At 61.7% G+C, this 17,357-nt stretch carries 14 protein-coding genes, 1 tRNA gene and 1 pseudogene; 1 reads left to right on the top strand and 15 read right to left on the bottom strand.

Going from position 1 to position 17,357, the window contains the following annotated elements; genetic code table 11:
• Positions 1–13 precede the first annotated feature (13 nt).
• Both rlmB and rnr read right to left on the bottom strand, forming a co-directional pair.
• On the bottom strand, positions 14–766 hold the full coding sequence (rlmB, locus tag WBK23_RS08565) for a 23S rRNA (guanosine(2251)-2'-O)-methyltransferase RlmB (RefSeq protein ID WP_424483554.1): 753 nt from the start codon (positions 764–766) through the stop codon (positions 14–16).
• Positions 763–3,309: a ribonuclease R gene (rnr, locus tag WBK23_RS08560; protein WP_424483553.1), complete on the bottom strand. Its 2,547-nt coding sequence runs from the start codon at positions 3,307–3,309 to the stop codon at positions 763–765. Before rnr ends, rlmB begins: the two co-directional genes overlap by 4 nt.
• Positions 3,310–3,524: 215 nt before the next feature.
• Between rnr and WBK23_RS08555 the strand changes: the two genes are divergently transcribed.
• A tRNA-Leu gene (locus tag WBK23_RS08555) sits at positions 3,525–3,611 on the top strand.
• 116 nt (positions 3,612–3,727) lie between these two features.
• Here WBK23_RS08555 and WBK23_RS08550 read toward each other — a convergent pair.
• The 13 genes and pseudogenes from WBK23_RS08550 to tsaE all read right to left on the bottom strand — a co-directional run bounded on the left by WBK23_RS08550 (position 3,728) and on the right by tsaE (position 17,355).
• Positions 3,728–4,612 carry a methyl-accepting chemotaxis protein gene (locus tag WBK23_RS08550; RefSeq protein WP_424483648.1) on the bottom strand — a complete coding sequence of 295 codons (885 nt, stop codon included), beginning with the start codon at positions 4,610–4,612 and terminating at the stop codon, positions 3,728–3,730.
• A pseudogene (locus tag WBK23_RS08545) lies at positions 4,586–4,783 on the bottom strand (HAMP domain-containing protein); the annotation flags it as partial. The pseudogene WBK23_RS08545 and the gene WBK23_RS08550, both read right to left, overlap by 27 nt.
• A 1,089-nt stretch (positions 4,784–5,872) precedes the next feature.
• Positions 5,873–7,168 carry an adenylosuccinate synthase gene (locus WBK23_RS08540; protein ID WP_160085653.1) on the bottom strand — a complete coding sequence of 432 codons (1,296 nt, stop codon included), beginning with the start codon at positions 7,166–7,168 and terminating at the stop codon, positions 5,873–5,875.
• A gap of 66 nt (positions 7,169–7,234) precedes the next feature.
• Positions 7,235–8,422 carry an ATP phosphoribosyltransferase regulatory subunit gene (locus tag WBK23_RS08535; RefSeq protein ID WP_424483552.1) on the bottom strand — a complete coding sequence of 396 codons (1,188 nt, stop codon included), beginning with the start codon at positions 8,420–8,422 and terminating at the stop codon, positions 7,235–7,237.
• A gap of 37 nt (positions 8,423–8,459) precedes the next feature.
• Complete coding sequence (locus WBK23_RS08530) at positions 8,460–8,645, bottom strand: DUF2065 domain-containing protein (protein WP_296216989.1); 186 nt, start codon at positions 8,643–8,645, stop codon at positions 8,460–8,462.
• 99 nt (positions 8,646–8,744) lie between these two features.
• On the bottom strand, positions 8,745–9,614 hold the full coding sequence (hflC, locus tag WBK23_RS08525; protein ID WP_424483551.1) for a protease modulator HflC: 870 nt from the start codon (positions 9,612–9,614) through the stop codon (positions 8,745–8,747).
• Positions 9,614–10,765 (bottom strand): FtsH protease activity modulator HflK, encoded by a 1,152-nt coding sequence (gene hflK, locus WBK23_RS08520; protein WP_424483550.1) that lies wholly within the window; start codon positions 10,763–10,765, stop codon positions 9,614–9,616. Before hflK ends, hflC begins: the two co-directional genes overlap by 1 nt.
• Before the next feature lie 96 nt (positions 10,766–10,861).
• Complete coding sequence (hflX, locus tag WBK23_RS08515; RefSeq protein ID WP_424483549.1) at positions 10,862–12,163, bottom strand: ribosome rescue GTPase HflX; 1,302 nt, start codon at positions 12,161–12,163, stop codon at positions 10,862–10,864.
• Positions 12,164–12,177: 14 nt separating this feature from the next.
• The gene (gene hfq / locus WBK23_RS08510; protein ID WP_090249679.1) at positions 12,178–12,438 is read right to left on the bottom strand and encodes an RNA chaperone Hfq; all 261 of its coding nucleotides are present in this window, start codon (positions 12,436–12,438) and stop codon (positions 12,178–12,180) included.
• A gap of 102 nt (positions 12,439–12,540) precedes the next feature.
• Positions 12,541–13,515: a tRNA (adenosine(37)-N6)-dimethylallyltransferase MiaA gene (gene miaA, locus WBK23_RS08505; protein ID WP_424483548.1), complete on the bottom strand. Its 975-nt coding sequence runs from the start codon at positions 13,513–13,515 to the stop codon at positions 12,541–12,543.
• Between the two features lie 36 nt (positions 13,516–13,551).
• Entirely contained in the window at positions 13,552–15,450 is a 1,899-nt protein-coding gene (gene mutL, locus WBK23_RS08500) for a DNA mismatch repair endonuclease MutL (RefSeq protein WP_424483547.1), read from the bottom strand.
• Positions 15,447–16,865, bottom strand: a complete 1,419-nt coding sequence (locus WBK23_RS08495) for an N-acetylmuramoyl-L-alanine amidase (protein WP_424483546.1) — start codon at positions 16,863–16,865, stop codon at positions 15,447–15,449. Before WBK23_RS08495 ends, mutL begins: the two co-directional genes overlap by 4 nt.
• Before the next feature lie 22 nt (positions 16,866–16,887).
• A complete protein-coding gene (gene tsaE, locus WBK23_RS08490; RefSeq protein WP_424483545.1) occupies positions 16,888–17,355 on the bottom strand; it encodes a tRNA (adenosine(37)-N6)-threonylcarbamoyltransferase complex ATPase subunit type 1 TsaE in 468 nt (155 codons plus the stop codon).
• Positions 17,356–17,357 lie beyond the last annotated feature (2 nt).

Below are 17,357 nucleotides of genomic sequence, written 5' to 3'. Positions count from 1 at the left end.
CCGTACCGCAGCCCTAACGCTTGCCGACAGCTTTGCGCTGGCGCAGGGCCTCGAACAGGCAAACCCCGGTGGCGACCGAGACATTGAGGCTGCTGACGCTGCCGGCCATCGGCAGCTTGACCAGGTAATCGCAGTGCTCGCGAGTCAGGCGGCGCATGCCTTTGCCTTCTGCACCCATGATCAGCACGGTCGGCCCGGTCAGATCATGTTGATACAACTCCTGCTCGGCCTCGCCCGCCGTGCCGACCACCCACAAGCCGCGCTGCTGGAGCTTCTCCAGAGTGCGCGCGAGATTGGTCACGGCCACCAGCGGAATCACTTCGGCGGCACCGCAGGCCACCTTGCGCACGGTCGCGTTGAGCGTGGCCGACTTGTCTTTCGGCACGATCACCGCCAACGCACCCGCGGCATCGGCGGTACGCAGGCAGGCGCCGAGGTTGTGCGGATCGGTCACACCGTCGAGCACCAACAGCAGCGGCGGCCCATCGGTGCGATCGAGCAATTCATCGAGCATGGCCTCGCCCCACACCTGGCTAGGGCTGACATCGGCGACCACGCCCTGATGCACGCCCTCGACCCAGGCATCCATCTCGCGGCGCTCGCACTGGCCAACTGCAACCCGCGCATCCGCGGCCAAAGCCAACAGCACCTGCACGCGCGGATCGTTACGCCCCTCCGCGAGCCAAACCTGCTTGACCCGCTTCGGGTGATGCCGCAGCAAAGCCTCTACGGCATGCACGCCGTAGATCTTCTCCAACTGACTCATGATTTCGCCTTACGCTTGCGCGGCCCACCGGACGTCGGCGCACCACCGGCTGGCGCGCCCTTGCGGTGGCTGCCTGGCTTGCTGGAGCGACCCGCCGGCTTGACTGGCTCGCCCTTGGCAGCCGGCTTGCTCGCCTTGCTTTTCGATTCACTCAGCAGCGACTTCTTCAGCGCGCGGCTTTTCTCAACATCGGTATTGCCGGCACTGGCGCGCTCACCGCGACGCCCGGTTTTGCCGGCGGCCGACTCGAAACCGCCACGACGCGCACCCACTGGCGCAACTGCCTTGCCTTCGGCCATTTCGAAATCGATCTTGCGCTCATCCAGATCGACGCGCATGACCTTGACTTCAACGCTGTCGCCAAGACGGAAATTACGACCACTACGCTCACCCGCCAAGCGGTGATGAACCGGGTCGAAGTGGTAGTAATCCGCCGGCAGCGCAGTGACATGCACCAGGCCTTCGACATAGATGTCCTTCAACTCGACGAACAGGCCGAAACCGGTCACCGCGGTGATCACACCAGGGAAGGTCTCACCGACGCGATCCTTCATAAACTCGCACTTGAGCCAGTTCACCACATCGCGCGTGGCCTCATCGGCGCGGCGCTCGGACATCGAACACTGCTCGCCGAGCTGCTCGAGGATCGCATCGTCGTACGGGTAGATCCGTGCCCGCGGCATGATCGCCGCACCCGCACGCTTGACGTGCGGAGTATCGAGCTTGGAGCGAACCACGCTGCGAATCGCCCGGTGAATCAACAGATCCGGGTAGCGGCGAATCGGCGAGGTGAAGTGCGCATAGGCCTCGTAATTCAGGCCGAAGTGGCCCTGATTGTCGGCGCTGTACACCGCCTGACTGAGCGAACGCAGCATCACGGTCTGGATCAGGTGGTAATCCGGGCGCTCACGAATGCTCTCCAGCAGCAGCTGGTAGTCCTTGGGCGACGGACCGTCCTTGGACTTGCCGCGATGCAGCGACAGACCCAGCTCGGTGAGGAATGCCTTGAGTTTCTCCACCCGCTCCGGCGGCGGACCGTCGTGCACGCGGTATAGCGCCGGAATTTCATGCTTCTGCATAAAGGCGGCGGTGGCCACGTTGGCGGCCAGCATGCACTCTTCGATCAACTTGTGCGCATCGTTGCGCTGGGTTGGGCGAATCTCGGCAATCTTGCGCCCGGCACCGAAGATGATCCGGGTTTCCTGGGTCTCGAAATCGATGGCACCGCGCTCATGGCGCGCCGCCAACAGCACCTGATACAGCGAATACAGCTGCTTGAGGTGCGGCAGCACCTCCTTGTATTCACCGCGCAGGGCCTTGCCTTCGCTACCTTTTGGCTGCTCGAGCATGGCGCTGACCTTGTTGTAGGTCAGGCGCGCATGGGAGTGGATCACCGCTTCGTAGAACTGGTAATCGGTCATCTTGCCGGTTTTCGAGATGCTGATCTCGCAGACCATGGCCAGACGATCAACATGCGGATTCAGCGAGCACAGGCCGTTGGACAGCTCCTCCGGCAGCATCGGGATAACCCGCTCCGGGAAGTACACCGAGTTGCCACGCACCTGGGCCTCGGCATCCAGCGCCGAATCGATCTTCACATAGTGGGAAACGTCGGCGATGGCGACATAGAGCTTCCAGCCGCCGGAGAACAGCCGCCAGTTGCTGCCATTCTTCTCGCAATACACCGCGTCATCGAAGTCGCGCGCGTCTTCGCCGTCGATGGTGACGAACGGTAGATGGCGCAAATCGATGCGCTTTTCCTTGTCCTTCTCTTCGACTTCCGGCTTGAGCTTACGCGCCTCTTTGACCACGGCTTCTGGCCAGACATGCGGAATGTCGTAGCTGCGCAGGGCAACATCGATTTCCATGCCCGGTGCCATGTAGTTGCCAACCACCTCAACCACGTCGCCTTGCGGCTGGAAGCGCGGAGTCGGCCAGTGGGTGATCTTCACCTCGACGAACTGGCCCTGCTTGGCGTTGGCGTTACGGCCGGGGGTGACCAGCACTTCCTGCTGGATCTTCGGGTTGTCGGCGACGACGAAACCGATGCCACTTTCTTCGTAGTAACGACCGACTATGGATTCATGGGCGCGGGAAATCACCTCGACCACGCCACCTTCACGGCGACCACGACGATCGAGGCCGGTGACGCGCGCCAGCGCACGGTCGCCATCAAATACCAGACGCATCTGCGCCGGGCTCAGGAACAGATCATCGCTGCCATCGTCAGGAATCAGGAAACCAAAGCCATCACGGTGACCGCTGATACGGCCGAGGATCAAATCAAGCTTGTCCACCGGCGCGTAAGTGCCACGGCGCGTATAGATCAACTGACCATCGCGCTCCATGGCGCGCAAGCGACGGCGCAAGGCTTCCAGCTGTTCTTCGCTGGCCAGACCAAACTCGTCAGCCAGCTCTTCACGAGCCGCCGGTGAGCCACGATCAGACAGGTGCTGCAGGATCAGCTCGCGACTTGGAATGGGGTTATCGTATTTTTCCGCTTCACGAGCGGCCTCGGGATCGAGGGATTGCCAATCGGCCATTAGAGGTAATTCACCTTATTTACACAAATTCGGTTTGCCATGTGCCTATTGAAGCGCGAAACCACTGTCCGGGTCAGCCCGGCACACGGAATAAAATTTTTTAACAACAGGGGTTTACAAGTAAAAACACGGTCCGTATTATGCGCGCCACAACGACGGGAAACGAAGTTAACCGAGTTGTAGTTGATCGCAAACAAGCAACATTTGCAATCAATGCCCAGGTGGTGAAATTGGTAGACACGCCAGCTTCAGGTGCTGGTGACCTTACGGTCGTGGAAGTTCGAGTCTTCTCCTGGGCACCAATTCAAAAAACCGAGCCAAGCGCTCGGTTTTTTATTGCCTGCGATTTACCGCACCCAGGCTCGCCAAGCATATGGCGAGCGCCCAGCAGCCCCGCCACACGCCTTAAACGTAGCCCTTAGACGCGGAATTGCCCCAAGCTGGCCTTGAGTTTCTTCGCCAGGCCATCGAGGATGCGCCCGCTGCTCGCGGTCGCCGCCACCGCCTCAGCCGCGCGGCGCGCCTCGACATGAATCACCTCGACCCGCCCACGCACCGCATCCGCACCCTGCGCCTGATGCGCCGCTGCCTCAGTTGCCGCATTGATCGCGCCATGCACCTCCTCAACCGCCGAACGCACCGACTGCTGCACCCGCGCACTCTCATGCAACGCGGCCAAGCCCTGATCTGCCTGCTTGCCGGCCTGACTGATCGCCTCGACCGCCTCGCGCGCGCCCTGCTGCAAGGCACCGATATGGGTCTGGATATCTCCTGTGGACTGCTGCGTCTTGCTGGCCAGGGCGCGCACCTCATCGGCCACTACCGCAAACCCGCGACCACTTTCGCCCGCCCGCGCGGCCTCGATGGCGGCGTTCAGAGCGAGCAAATTGGTTTGCTCGGCAATCGAGCGGATCACCGTCAACACCACCTCGATCTGCTCGCTCTGCTTGGCCAGACGCTCAATCACCGCGGCACCCGTCTCGACGCGACGCACCAATTCTTCGATTGAACCGCCCACACGCTGAGCAATCGCCGCATTGTCGTCGGCCGCCTGGCGAATGGCACCAACGCGCTGCAAGGCCTCCTGCATGGCCTGACTTTCGGCCTGCGCCTCACCCGCCATTTCCGCCAGTGCCTGCAAGCTACCAGCCACCTCATCGCGCTGGCGCTCGGCCGCAGACTCGGCGGCGGCACTGCGCGAGGCTAGATTGGCGATTTCCTGCCCGGTCAGCGATGCCACCTCGCCGGCCTCACGCACAATCGGCTGCAGCTTGGCGACGAAGCGATTGACCGCCGCCGCCATGTCACCAATCTCATCACGACTATTAAGCTCAACCCGGCGAGTCAGATCACCCTCACCCGCGGCCCAATCGTTCAACACCGCAATCAGGGTGTGCAGCTTGCTGACCACGCGCCGCCCCAGCACCAAGGCCAATACCAGCAAGATCACTAGAGCGACCACCACCAGACCCATACTGATATTCCAGCGCAAACCGGCGGCGGCGGCCTGCACCACTTCACGGCTGTTTTCTGCCATGCCGCCGGCCGCCTCGCGCGCCACACCCAAACGTGTCGACAATGCCTCGGCGCTGCTTGCTGCCGCACCACTCAAACTCTCGGAAACCAACTGACCACTGCTGTCGATCAAACTGACAAAGCGCTTGTCCAGCTTCGCCAATTCCTCATCCACTGATGCCGTGGAAACACCCAAGAGAACCTTGCCGATATCCGAACCCATCGGGCTGATCGTCGCCTCCGCTATATACACACCCGGGTCATTGGTTGCCGCCTGCAGCACTTTATCCAACGCACCTTCACCTTCACCTTTGGCCATCAGCGCACGCACGCGCGAGTCCTGCCGGTTGAGGTGACGCGTCAGGCGCTGGCCTTGCGCATCGAGATACACCGCAAACAACACCGCCGGATTGCGATGCGCACCGCGCACCAACTCGGTCAAAGCAGGCACATCGGCATCCCAGATCGCCTTCGGCGCTACAGCCGATAACAACTGCGCCAACTCATCCGCCGAGCGCTTGAGGTTACTGTCCAGCACGCCGCGAATCTGTACCTGCTCTTCAGCCAACCGGACGGAAAGGCCTTTGGCCAACTGCGCCTGAGTGCTGGCAGAAAGACTGTCCAGGCCGCCACGCACTTCATCACCAGCCTTGCTCAACTCATCGACCAAACGCGCCGTATCGGCCTGCATGCCTTTGGCCAAATCCGCCTCAAGGGTTGCCACCGTGGTCCGCGTCAAGGCTACCGCCACAACAACCTGCACCAGCAAGGCCACGCCCAGCGCCAGAAACACCGGCAACAACAAACGACTGCGCAGCACAGAAATAATGGCAAACACGGCAGACACTCCTGACAACGGTATTGCCTATAACGGCGGGGACACTGATTTATAAAGGCTAGCCCGAATTTTTTATGGCTCACCATCCATGGCAGTCACCCTCCGGGCCGTCGCTACGCGACGTCAAACATGGCTCCCGGTCATTTTTGCCCAGACCAGAAACGACAAAGGGCCGCCAATTGGCGACCCCCTGTGCACTGCCTGTGACTATCAGGCAAACGGATGACGCAACACAATAGTCTCGTTGCGGTCCGGGCCGGTGGAGACGATATCAATCGGCGCACCGACCAACTCTTCCACACGCTTGATGTAGGCACGCGCAGCTGCGGGCAGTTCTTCCAGGGTCTTGGCACCCAGGGTCGACTCGCTCCAGCCCGGCATTTCTTCGTAAACCGGCTGCAGGCCCAGGTAGCTGTCGGCATCGGTCGGTGCATCGACCAGCACGTCGCCATTCTGATCCTTGTAACCCACGCAGATGCGGATGGTTTCCAGGCCGTCGAGGACGTCGAGCTTGGTCAGGCACAGGCCGGAGATACTGTTGATTTCGATGGCGCGACGCAGGATTACCGCATCGAACCAGCCGCAGCGACGGGCGCGACCAGTGGTCGAACCGAACTCATGGCCACGCTTGGCGAGGAACGCGCCGGTTTCGTCGAACAGCTCAGTCGGGAACGGCCCCGAGCCAACGCGGGTGGTGTAGGCCTTGGTGATACCGAGGATGTAATCCAGGTACATCGGGCCGAAACCGGAACCGGTGGCGATACCGCCTGCGGTGGTGTTGGAGCTGGTGACGTAGGGGTAGGTACCGTGGTCGATATCCAGCAGCGAACCCTGCGCGCCTTCGAACATGATGTCCTTACCCTCACGACGCATGTCGTGCAGCACGGCGGTCACGTCGGTCATCATCGGCTTGAGCAGCTCGGCGTACTCCATGCACTCGTCGAGCGTCTTCTGGAAGTCGATGGCCGGCTCTTTGTAGTAATTGACCAGTACGAAGTTGTGGTAATCCAGCAGCTCACCGAGCTTGGCGGCGAAACGCTCGCGGTGGAACAGGTCGCCAATGCGCAGACCGCGACGCGCCACCTTGTCTTCGTAGGCCGGGCCGATGCCGCGGCCGGTGGTGCCGATCTTGGCATCGCCACGGGCTTTCTCACGCGCCTGATCGAGGGCCACGTGGTACGGCAGAATCAGCGGGCAAGACGGGCTGATGCGCAGGCGCTCGCGCACCGGTACACCCTTCTCTTCCAGCTTGATGATTTCACGCATCAGCGCGTCAGGGGCGACCACTACGCCGTTGCCGATCAGGCACTGCACGTTTTCACGCAGAATGCCCGAAGGGATCAGGTGCAGAACGGTCTTCTCGCCGTCGATCACCAGGGTGTGGCCGGCGTTGTGGCCGCCCTGATAACGCACAACAGCTGCAGCCTGTTCGGTCAGCAGGTCGACGATCTTGCCCTTGCCTTCATCGCCCCACTGGGTGCCCAGGACTACGACATTCTTACCCATAACACTAACCCTCTTCGCGCAAACTTGATGCCGGCCGCAGCCGACGGAAACATTTCAGGACGCCGCTCAGGATGCCAACGCAGCCAACTGCCAACGACCATCACGCAACAGCAACTGACGATCACAGCCTGCCGCCTCGGCATCAGCCGCAACCTGGCCAGGCAATGCCTGAACCACGCGCTGACCGTCCTGGCGCAAGCGCTGAATCGCCTGCCACAAAAACACATCATGGTTATCCGGAGCCCAGACGCCAGCAGGCTCTTCGCCAAGCTGCATCTGACCCAGGCTGACCAGGGTTTTCAAATCGGTCGAGAAACCTGTCGCCGGACGGGCGCGACCGAAGTCGGCGCCGATGTCGTCATAACGGCCGCCCTGGGCAATCGCATAACCCACCCCCGGCACAAAGGCCGCAAACACCACACCGGTGTGATAGTGGTAGCCGCGCAATTCGCCCAGATCGAAGTACAGCGGTAATTCCGGGTAGCGCAAGCTCAGCGCATCGGCAATCGCCATCAGGTCGTCCAGCGCCGCATGCACGTCATCGGGAGCATCGACCAGACAAGCCTGCGCCAAGTCCAGCACCTCGCGACCGCCACACAGTTCGCTGAGCGCGCGCAACATCTTGCGCAGCTCATCGGGCAGGGTTTCGGTCAGCTCAGCCACTTCATCCATGGCCTTGCGCTGCAGTGCGTCAAACAGCTGCTGCTCGACTTCGCCAGAAAGTTCGGCAGCACGCGCCAGGCCGCGGTAGATACCGACGTGGCCCAGGTCCATATGCACGTCCGGCACCGCCGCCAGCTCAAGGGTATTGACCAGCAGGCTGATCACCTCCACATCGCTGGCCGGGCTGGCGTCGCCGTACAGCTCGGCACCCAACTGGATCGGGCTGCGCGAAGTGGTCAGCGCACGCGGCTGAGCATGCACCACGCTGCCGGCGTAGCACAGGCGGCTCGGGCCTTCGCGACGCAAGGTATGCGCATCAATGCGCGCCACTTGCGGCGTGATGTCGGCACGAAAGCCCATCTGCCGACCGGACAGCGGGTCGGTCACTTTGAAGGTGCGCAGATCCAGATCCTGGCCCGCGCCGGTCAGCAGCGACTCCAGATATTCGATGTGCGGCGTTACCACGAATTCATAGCCCCAGCGCTGGAACAGATCCAGCACCTGGCGGCGCGCCACTTCAATACGCCCCGCGTACGGCGGCAGTACTTCTTCGATGCCATCTGGCAGCAGCCAGCGGTCTACCGTTGCCATTTCGCCATTCCCCTCTTGGACCGGGCGGCACAAGCCTTCAGTGAAGCCAATAAAGGACAGTTGTTCCCAGCAGCATGCTGGCCAACCCGATCAGACGCAGCTGTCGGTCAGACAGCCGGGTCAATTGTAAAAGCGCACCACGCCAATGGCGCGGACACAGGAAGGGCAGGATGCCCTCCAGCACCAGCAATAGACACAATGCGATGCCCAGTTCCTGCCACATGCTTCCCACAGACGCAAAAAAGCCGGGATTTTCCCGGCTGCCGCATGATACCACGTTTTCCACAAGGATCACCCCGGCGGTGCCCGCCGGGGTGATGACTTAAGGCTTGGATTGCTCCAGGTAACGGAAGAAGTCGCTCTTCGGATCCAGCACCAGCACGTCACGCTTATCGGCGAAACTCTCGCGATAAGCCCTCAGGCTGCGATAGAACGAATAGAACTCCTGGTCCATGCCATACGCCTTGGAGTAGATCGCCGAGGCCTGGGCATCGCCCGTACCACGCAGCTCTTCAGCCTGACGGTAGGCATCGGCCAGCAGCACACGACGCTGACGGTCGGCGTCGGCACGAATACCCTCGGCCAGCTCCTTACCCTTGGCGCGGTGCTCGCGAGCCTCACGCTCACGCTCCGAACTCATGCGGTCGAACACGCTGCGGTTGACCTCCTTCGGCAGGTCGATGGCCTTGACGCGCACGTCCACCACTTCGATACCCAGCTCTTTCTGCGCAGCCTTATTCAAAGAGGCGGTCACATCTGCCATCAGCGCATCGCGCTCACCCGACACCGATTCGTGCAGGGTGCGCTTGCCGAACTGGTCACGCAGCGACGCCTCCAGACGACGGGCCAGACGCTCGTCGGCAATCTGCTTCATACCGGACGTCGCGGTGTAGTAACGCTCGGCATCCAGTACGCGCCATTTGGCGAAGGCATCGACCATCAGCGCCTTTTTCTCGAGCGTGAGAAAACGCGAGCTACTGGAATCCAGGGTCAGCAGACGCGCATCGAACTTGCGCACCTGGTTGACGTACGGAATCTTCACATGCACGCCAGGCTGCACGTCCGGCTGGACGATACGGCCGAACTGCAGCAGCACCGCACGCTCGGTTTGCGCCACGATATAGAAGCTGTTCCAGGCGACCAGCGCCAAGACCACGCCAACAATAAGGGCGATCAGCGATTTATTGCTCATCAACGGCTCTCCCTTGTACGCAGCTCAACCTGACGCGGGTCGATACTCACGCGCGAACTCGCATCGCTGGCAGCAGCGCTCGAGGTCGGCGCAGCAGGCGCGCTACGGCCATCGATCATTTTATCCAGCGGCAGATAGAGCAGGTTGTTCTGCCCCTTGTCGCCGGTTACCAGCACCTTGCTGGTGTTGGTCATCATCTCCTGCATGGTGTCCAGATACAGGCGCTCGCGCGTCACTTCCGGTGCCTTGCGGTACTCGACAACCAGAGCAGTAAAGCGATCTGCCTCACCCTGGGCGCGGGAAACCACTTCATCACGGTAGCCGCTGGCATCTTCAATCAGGCGCTGAGCCTGACCACGCGCTTCCGGCACCACGCCATTGGCGTAGGTTTCCGCCTGATTCTTCTCACGCTGCTCGTCTTCACGGGCACGAATCACGTCATCGAAGGCTTCCTGCACTTCACGCGGCGCAGCCGCGCTCTGCAGGTTGACCTGGGTCACGGTGATACCGGTGCGATAGGTATCGAGGAAGCGCTGCAGACGCTCCTTGACCTCACTGGCCATCAGTTCACGACCTTCAGTCAGCACCTGATCCATCTCGGTGGAACCCACCACGTGGCGCACGGCGCTATCGGTGGCGTGTTGCAAACTGATTTCCGGCTGATCGACGTTGAGCACAAAATCCTGCAAGTTGCTGATCTTGTACTGCACGGTCAGCGGCACTTCGATGATGTTTTCGTCCTCGGTCAACATCTGGCCCTGCTTGCTGTAAGCACGCTCACGGGTGACGTTTTCCTGGAACTTGCGATCAATCGGCGGGAAATAGATATTCAGGCCCGGACCGACCGTCTCGTAGTACTTGCCGAAGCGCAGCACCACGGCCTGCTCCTGCTCATCGACCACATAGATGGCGCTGTACAGCCAGATCGCGGCCAGCAGACCCAGGCCGACAAACAGCAGGCCAAAACCGCCGCCACTGCCTGAGCCAGTCTCGCCGCCTCGTTTCTTGCCGCCACCGAACAGCCCATTCAGGCTCTCCTGCAGCTTGCGGAAGGCCTCATCGATATCCGGCGGCCCCTTGCGATCACCGTTCTTACGGCCACCCCATGGGTCCTGATTATTCGAGTTGCCACCCGGCTCATTCCAAGCCATAGCGCTCTCCATCTGATAAAGCAAAGACGCGCCCACGGCGCGCCCGCCAATGCTACAGAATGCATGCAGCCAGCGGCAAAGCCACTGGCGCAGGCTTTATTGCAAAGTGTGTTGCTCGATAAATTCCTGCGGCTTCAGCCCTTCGCGACTGACCAGCCGGTTCAACTCGATTCGCGACAGGCGCACGCTGAGCAAGCTGCTGCCATCCTCGGCATGCGCCTCGCTCTGCACCGCGCCCAAGGCAAAAAACTGCGCTCGCAAACGCCCCAGGCGCTGCGGCAACTGCAATGTACCGACAAACAGGTCATCACCCAACAGCTCGGCTATCGCCTGGTGCAGCAACGGCAAACCGCGCCCGTCACGCGCCGACAGCCAGACCCGTTGCGGCTTGCCATCAGCATCGCGCTGAATCTGCGGCTCCACGCCTTCGAGCAGGTCGAGCTTGTTGTACACCTCAAGCAACGGCAACTCATGCGCGCCGATCTCCCCCAGCACCGCCAACACCTGCTCGATCTGCTGATCGCGCTCGGGCTCATGGGAGTCGATTACGTGCAGCAGCAAGTCGGAATTGCTCGACTCTTCGAGCGTCGCGCGGAAGGCCTCGACCAGCTTATGCGGCAAATGGCGGATAAAGCCCACGGTATCGGCCAGTACGATTGGCCCCAGGTCATCCAGCTCCAGCCGCCGCAGCGTCGGGTCGAGGGTGGCGAACAACTGATCGGCGGCATACACATCGGAGGAAGTCAGCGCATTGAACAGTGTCGATTTGCCGGCGTTGGTATAACCCACCAGCGACACCGAAGGAATATCGGCACGCTGACGCCCACGCCGAGCCTGCTCACGCTGGCTGCGCACCTTCTCGAGCTTTTGTTTGATCTGGCGAATCCGAACGCGCAACAGGCGGCGGTCGGTCTCGAGCTGGGTCTCACCCGGCCCACGCAGGCCGATACCCCCCTTCTGCCGCTCAAGGTGGGTCCAGCCTCGCACCAGGCGCGTACTCATGTGATCAAGCTGAGCCAGCTCGACCTGCAACTTGCCCTCATGGGTACGGGCGCGCTGGGCGAAAATATCGAGGATCAGACCGGTGCGGTCCAACACCCGACACTCGAAGACTCGCTCAAGGTTGCGTTCCTGACTGGGCGTGAGCACATGGTTGAAAATAACCAGGTCAGCCTCGGCGGCCTTGACCTGATCACGCAACTCTTCAACTTTGCCACTGCCGATCAGGTACTTGGCCGTTAGCCGATTACTCGGAATGCTGAAAAACGCGACAGTTTCAGCGCCGGCAGACAGCGCCAGCTCCTGAAACTCCTGCGGATCTTCGCGCACCTCGGAATTTTGGCCGTCCAGATGAACCAGAATGGCCCGCTCTCCACCCTCATGGCGCTCGAAGAACAATGCAGCCTCCTAAATCAGGCGTTACCAGGCTCAGCTTCAGCTTGCTCGGTCTCGCTGGCGCTCGGCAGACGCACCGGACGGCTAGGCACTACAGTGGAAATGGCGTGTTTGTAGACCATCTGGCTGACAGTGTTTTTCAGCAAAATCACGAACTGGTCGAAAGATTCGATCTGGCCTTGCAGCTTGATGCCGTTAACCAAATAAATAGAAACCGGTACGCGTTCCTTACGCAAGGTATTCAGGTAAGGGTCTTGTAGCGAATGCCCTTTTGACATGTGCCGCACTCCTTTAAGGATCAATTTTCAATAATTTTTAGTAAACCAACGAACGGCTTAAAGCCGTCTTACCCCCAAGGATAGACGGCCAACGGCAAGGTCTCAGGTCAATATGGAGACCGCTGCCAGGTATTTCAAGGCACGCGGCAGATTGTCACAGGCCAAACTATCCAGCCACTGCACATCCTGCCAACCACGTAACCAAGTGAACTGCCGCTTGGCCAATTGGCGCGTGGCAATGATGCCGCGCTCCTGCATCTGCTGCGCACTGAGGTTGCCATCCAGGTAATCCCAGACTTGGCGATAACCCACTGCACGTATAGACGGCAACCCCACGTGTAAGTCACTGCGCTGACGCAGGCCTTCGACCTCGGCAACCAGCCCCTGTTCCAACATCAGCTGAAAACGCAGAGCAATTCGCTCGTGCAACAGCTGTCGTTGCGCCGGCGCAATGGCCAATTGCGCCACAGTATAGGGGAATTGACCGGCGGCCGATGCGCCGCTGGCAGTATTTTCTGCAGCCTGACGCTGGCGATGGGCGGTCATGCTCAAACCGCTCACGCGATAGACCTCCAGCGCCCGAATCAGGCGCTGCGGGTCATTGGGATGGATGCGTGCGGCAGACTCGGGATCGACCGACTGCAACTCGGCATGCAACACCTCCCAACCTTCAGCCTGGCCGCGCGCCTCAAGCTCGGCGCGCACCTGCGCATCGGCGCTGGGCATATCCGCCAGCCCCTCGAGCAATGCCTTGTAATACAGCATGGTGCCGCCCACCAGCAGCGGAATACGCCCGCGCGCGGTGATTTCAGCCATGGCCGCCAGGGCGTCACGGCGAAATTCGGCCGCCGAATAACTTTCGGCCGGGTCGCGAATATCGATCAAGCGGTGGGGAAACTCAGCCAGAGTCGCCTTATCCGGCTTGGCGGTACCGATATCCATGCCGCGGTAGATCAATGCCGAGTCGACGCTGATCAGCTCGCAGGGCAACACCCGCGCCAGCTCGATGGCCAAGTCGGTCTTGCCGGCGGCAGTCGGCCCCATCAGGAATATCGCCGGAGGCAGGCGCTCGGACATGCTCAAGAAGTCTCTAAATGGAGTAGCGCGACTGACTTAACGACCGCGCAAGAACAGCTTATCCAAATCGTCCATACCCAGCTGGGTCCAAGTGGGACGACCATGGTTGCATTGACCGCTGCGCTCGGTGCTTTCCATGTCGCGCAGCAGGCCGTTCATTTCCGGCAAGGTCAGCCGCCGGTTAGCCCGCACTGCGCCATGACAGGCCATGGTGCCGAGCAGCTCATTGAGATGCGCCTGAATGCGGTCAGTGGTGCCGTATTCGAGCAGATCACCGAGCACATCCTGCACCAGACGAGTCGCCTCGGCCTGCTTGAGCAGAGCGGGGATCTGCCGGATCGCCAGAGTTTCCGGGCCCAGGCGCTGCAACTCAAAGCCCAGGCGCTGGAACCACTCAGCATGTTCTTCGGCGCAATCGGCCTCACGCTGACTGACCGCAATCGACTCCGGCACCAGCAACGGCTGACCACGCAGGCCTTCGCTGGCCATGGCCACCTTGAGCCGCTCGTAGGTAATCCGCTCATGGGCCGCGTGCATATCCACCACCACCAACCCCTGCACGTTTTCCGCGAGGATATAGATGCCCTTCAACTGGGCAATCGCATAACCCAGCGGTGGAATATCGCCCTGCGCCATCGGTAAGGCTGTCGGCGCAGAGGCCTGGCTCAGCGGCGCGAAGTAATCCCGATAGGCACCTTGCGCCTCGGCCGCCGGCAAGACCGAATCGGGGCGAGCGCCCTGATAGCCGGCACCCGGCGAACGCCAGACCGAGGCACTCGGCGCAGCCTCCAGCAAGCTGGCAGCCAGGCCGATCTCGCCCTGTGGACCGAACTCGCCTGCGGCCTGGCCGGTTGGCCGGACTATCTCGGTGATGCCAGCCGGAGCCGCCAGCTGATCTTCCGGGCGCACTTCACCGAGCGCGCGGTGCAAGGTGCCGTAAAGGAAGTCATGCACCATACGGCCGTCGCGGAAGCGCACTTCATGCTTGGTCGGGTGCACGTTGACATCGACCACCGACGGGTCGATCTCGAGAAACAGCACAAAGGTCGGATGCCGACCGTTGAACAGCACATCGCGGTAAGCCTGGCGCACCGCGTGGGCGACCAGCTTGTCGCGCACCATGCGCCCGTTCACGTAGAAATACTGCAAGTCCGCCTGACTGCGCGAGAAGGTCGGCAAGCCGACCCAGCCCCACAGATGCAAACCGTTGCGCTCGATATCGATGGGCAGCGCCTGCTCCAGAAACGCAGGGCCGCAGACCGAGGCCACCCGCCGCGCCCGGCTCTGTTCATCCGGTGCTTCATGCAGGCCGAGCACGGTCTTGCCGTTATGGCGCAGGTGAAAGGCCACGTCGAAACGCGCCAGCGCCAGGCGCTTGATCACTTCCTGCAGATGATCGAATTCGGTTTTTTCGGTTTTGAGGAACTTGCGCCGCGCCGGGGTGTTGAAGAACAGGTCGCGTACTTCCACCGAGGTGCCGACCGGATGCGCCGCTGGCTGCACCCGCGGCTGCATGTCGCGGCCTTCGGTTTCCACCTGCCAGGCCTGCTCGGCATCAGCGGTGCGCGAGGTCAGGGTCAGGCGGGCCACCGAGCTGATCGAGGCCAGGGCTTCGCCGCGAAAGCCCAGGCTCATCACCTGCTCGAGGTCTTCCAACTCACGAATCTTGCTGGTGGCGTGGCGCGCCAGGGCCAGCGGCAGGTCATCTGAGGAAATGCCGCCGCCATCATCGCGCACCCGCAGCAGCTTGACGCCGCCTTGCTCGACATCCACTTCGATGCGTTTGGCACCCGAATCCAGGCTGTTTTCCAGCAGTTCCTTGATCACCGAGGCAGGCCGCTCGACTACCTCACCGGCGGCAATCTGGTTCGCCAGCCGCGGGCTCAGCAGCTGGATACGCGCAGACTCTTTTACCGACGGCTCATGGCTGTTCATGGCTGTGCAGCCAGAGCGGTGGCCGGCACCTGCAAGCGTTGACCAACCTTGATCACGTCATTTTTCAGGCCATTGGCGCTGCGCAGCGTGGCCAGACTGATCTGATAGCGCTGCGCGATCAGCGCCAGGCTCTCGCCGGAACTGACCACATGCTCGCGCGGGCCGAGGGTGATCTTGCCGCTATCGCGCAGCCAGGCCACGTAGCTGCCCGGCGGTGGGTTTTCGTGGAAGAACTGCCGCACGCCGGTAAGAATCGAGCGCCCCAGCGCCTGCTGATGGCTGGCCGAGGACAGCTTGCGCGCCTCATTGGGGTTGGAGATAAACCCGGTCTCGACCAGGATCGAGGGAATATCCGGCGATTTCAGCACCATAAAGCCGGCCTGTTCCACGCGGCGCTTATGCAGCGGGGTGACCCGGCCCATATTGCCCAGCACCTTGTTGCCGACATTCAGACTGGAGGACAGCGAGGCGGTCATCGACAGATCGAGCAGCACCCCGGCGAGCATCTTGTCCTTGTCGTCCAGGCTGACGTTGCCGGCACCGCCGATCAGGTCCGACTGGTTTTCCGAATCGGCCAGCCAGCGCGCGGTTTCCGAGGTTGCGCCGCGGTCCGACAGCGCATACACCGAGGCACCGAAGGCCGCCGCCCGTGGCGCGGCATCGGCGTGGATGGAAACAAACAGGTCTGCACCCTTCTTACGGGCGATCTCGGTGCGCTTGCGCAGGGGGATAAAATAGTCGCCGGTACGCACCAGCTCAGCGCGGAAACCTTTCTCGGCGTTGATCTGCCGCTGCAGCTCCTTGGCGATCGCCAGGGTCACGTGCTTCTCGAACTGGCCCTTGACCGGCGACAACGCACCCGGGTCCTCGCCGCCGTGGCCGGCGTCGATGGCGATAACGATATCGCGCTTGCCATTGGGCACTGGCGTTAACTTGACCGGGGCCTGGGTCGGCGTCACCGGGATCTGCGGCGCAGTAGCTACAGCGGTGGACGGCAGGCTTGGTGCCGCACCGGACTCCTGGTCAAACAGGTCAACCACCAGGCGGTGGCCGTACTGCTGGTTCGGCGCCAGGGTGAAGCTCTTCGGGGTGACTGCGGCCGACAGGTCGATGACCACGCGCAGGTCTTCGGGGGTGCGCTGCGCCGAGCGCACGCCGGTGATCGGGGTATTGCTCAGGGTCAGTTGGTCGAGCTGGGTCGCCAGCTTGGCCCCACTGACATCGATAACGATGCGGTTGGGCGCGGACAGCAGGAACACGCTGTGCTGCACCGGGCCAGACAGGTCAAAGACCAGGCGGGTGTTGTCCGGTGCGCGCCACAGGCGCACGCTGCGCACATCCGAGGCGGCCAGCACATCGGCGGTCAGCCCCACCAATGCCACGCCAATTGCGATGAAACGCGCGCTTATGCGCATAGAGCCAACCCCATTATTCTATTCATGCCCCGACGGCCAAAGCGGCGCACCAGGTGGAACCGCGCACACTGTGCGCCTGCAGACGCAGCACGCGACCGGCCCCTTGCGGGCTAATGGTAATGTCCAGGTCAGCCTTTGGCAAAACGCCTGCACCGCGCTGCGGCCACTCGACCAGGCATAGCGCCTCGCCGTCGAAATAGTCGCGAATCCCCAGGTACTCCAGTTCTTCGGCATCCACCAGGCGGTAGAGGTCGAAGTGAAAGGCGCGCAGGTCGCCAATTTCATAGGGTTCAACCAGGGTAAAGGTCGGACTCTTCACCGCGCCCACATGCCCCAGGCCACGGATAATCCCACGCGACAGGGTGGTTTTACCGGCCCCCAGGTCGCCATGCAGATAAATCACCCCACTACCGCCGGTCGCCTCGGCCAGACGCGCACCCAGCGCCAGCATCGCCTCTTCATCGGCGGCAAACAGCTCTAATTCAGACACAC

This window comes from Pseudomonas sp. (assembly GCF_049653025.1).
In the GTDB taxonomy this organism is placed as follows: Bacteria; Pseudomonadota; Gammaproteobacteria; order Pseudomonadales; family Pseudomonadaceae; genus Aquipseudomonas.
The sequence above is the reverse complement of the archived record's forward strand: the minus strand, read 5'-3'. Positions and strand labels throughout refer to the sequence as shown.

Bases quoted from the DNA above. Each gene is read 5' to 3' on its own strand.
- rnr (WP_424483553.1), bottom strand. From the start codon at position 3,309: ATGGCCGATTGGCAATCCCTCGATCCCGAGGCCGCTCGTGAAGCGGAA.
- WBK23_RS08535 (WP_424483552.1), bottom strand. From the start codon at position 8,422: ATGGCAACGGTAGACCGCTGGCTGCTGCCAGATGGCATCGAAGAAGTA.
- hfq (WP_090249679.1), bottom strand. From the start codon at position 12,438: ATGTCAAAAGGGCATTCGCTACAAGACCCTTACCTGAATACCTTGCGT.
- miaA (WP_424483548.1), bottom strand. From the start codon at position 13,515: ATGTCCGAGCGCCTGCCTCCGGCGATATTCCTGATGGGGCCGACTGCC.
- mutL (WP_424483547.1), bottom strand. From the start codon at position 15,450: ATGAACAGCCATGAGCCGTCGGTAAAAGAGTCTGCGCGTATCCAGCTG.
- WBK23_RS08550 (WP_424483648.1), bottom strand. From the start codon at position 4,612: ATGGCGGCGGCGGTCAATCGCTTCGTCGCCAAGCTGCAGCCGATTGTG.
- WBK23_RS08540 (WP_160085653.1), bottom strand. From the start codon at position 7,168: ATGGGTAAGAATGTCGTAGTCCTGGGCACCCAGTGGGGCGATGAAGGC.
- WBK23_RS08495 (WP_424483546.1), bottom strand. From the start codon at position 16,865: ATGCGCATAAGCGCGCGTTTCATCGCAATTGGCGTGGCATTGGTGGGG.
- rlmB (WP_424483554.1), bottom strand. From the start codon at position 766: ATGAGTCAGTTGGAGAAGATCTACGGCGTGCATGCCGTAGAGGCTTTG.
- hflK (WP_424483550.1), bottom strand. From the start codon at position 10,765: ATGGCTTGGAATGAGCCGGGTGGCAACTCGAATAATCAGGACCCATGG.
- hflC (WP_424483551.1), bottom strand. From the start codon at position 9,614: ATGAGCAATAAATCGCTGATCGCCCTTATTGTTGGCGTGGTCTTGGCG.
- WBK23_RS08530 (WP_296216989.1), bottom strand. From the start codon at position 8,645: ATGTGGCAGGAACTGGGCATCGCATTGTGTCTATTGCTGGTGCTGGAG.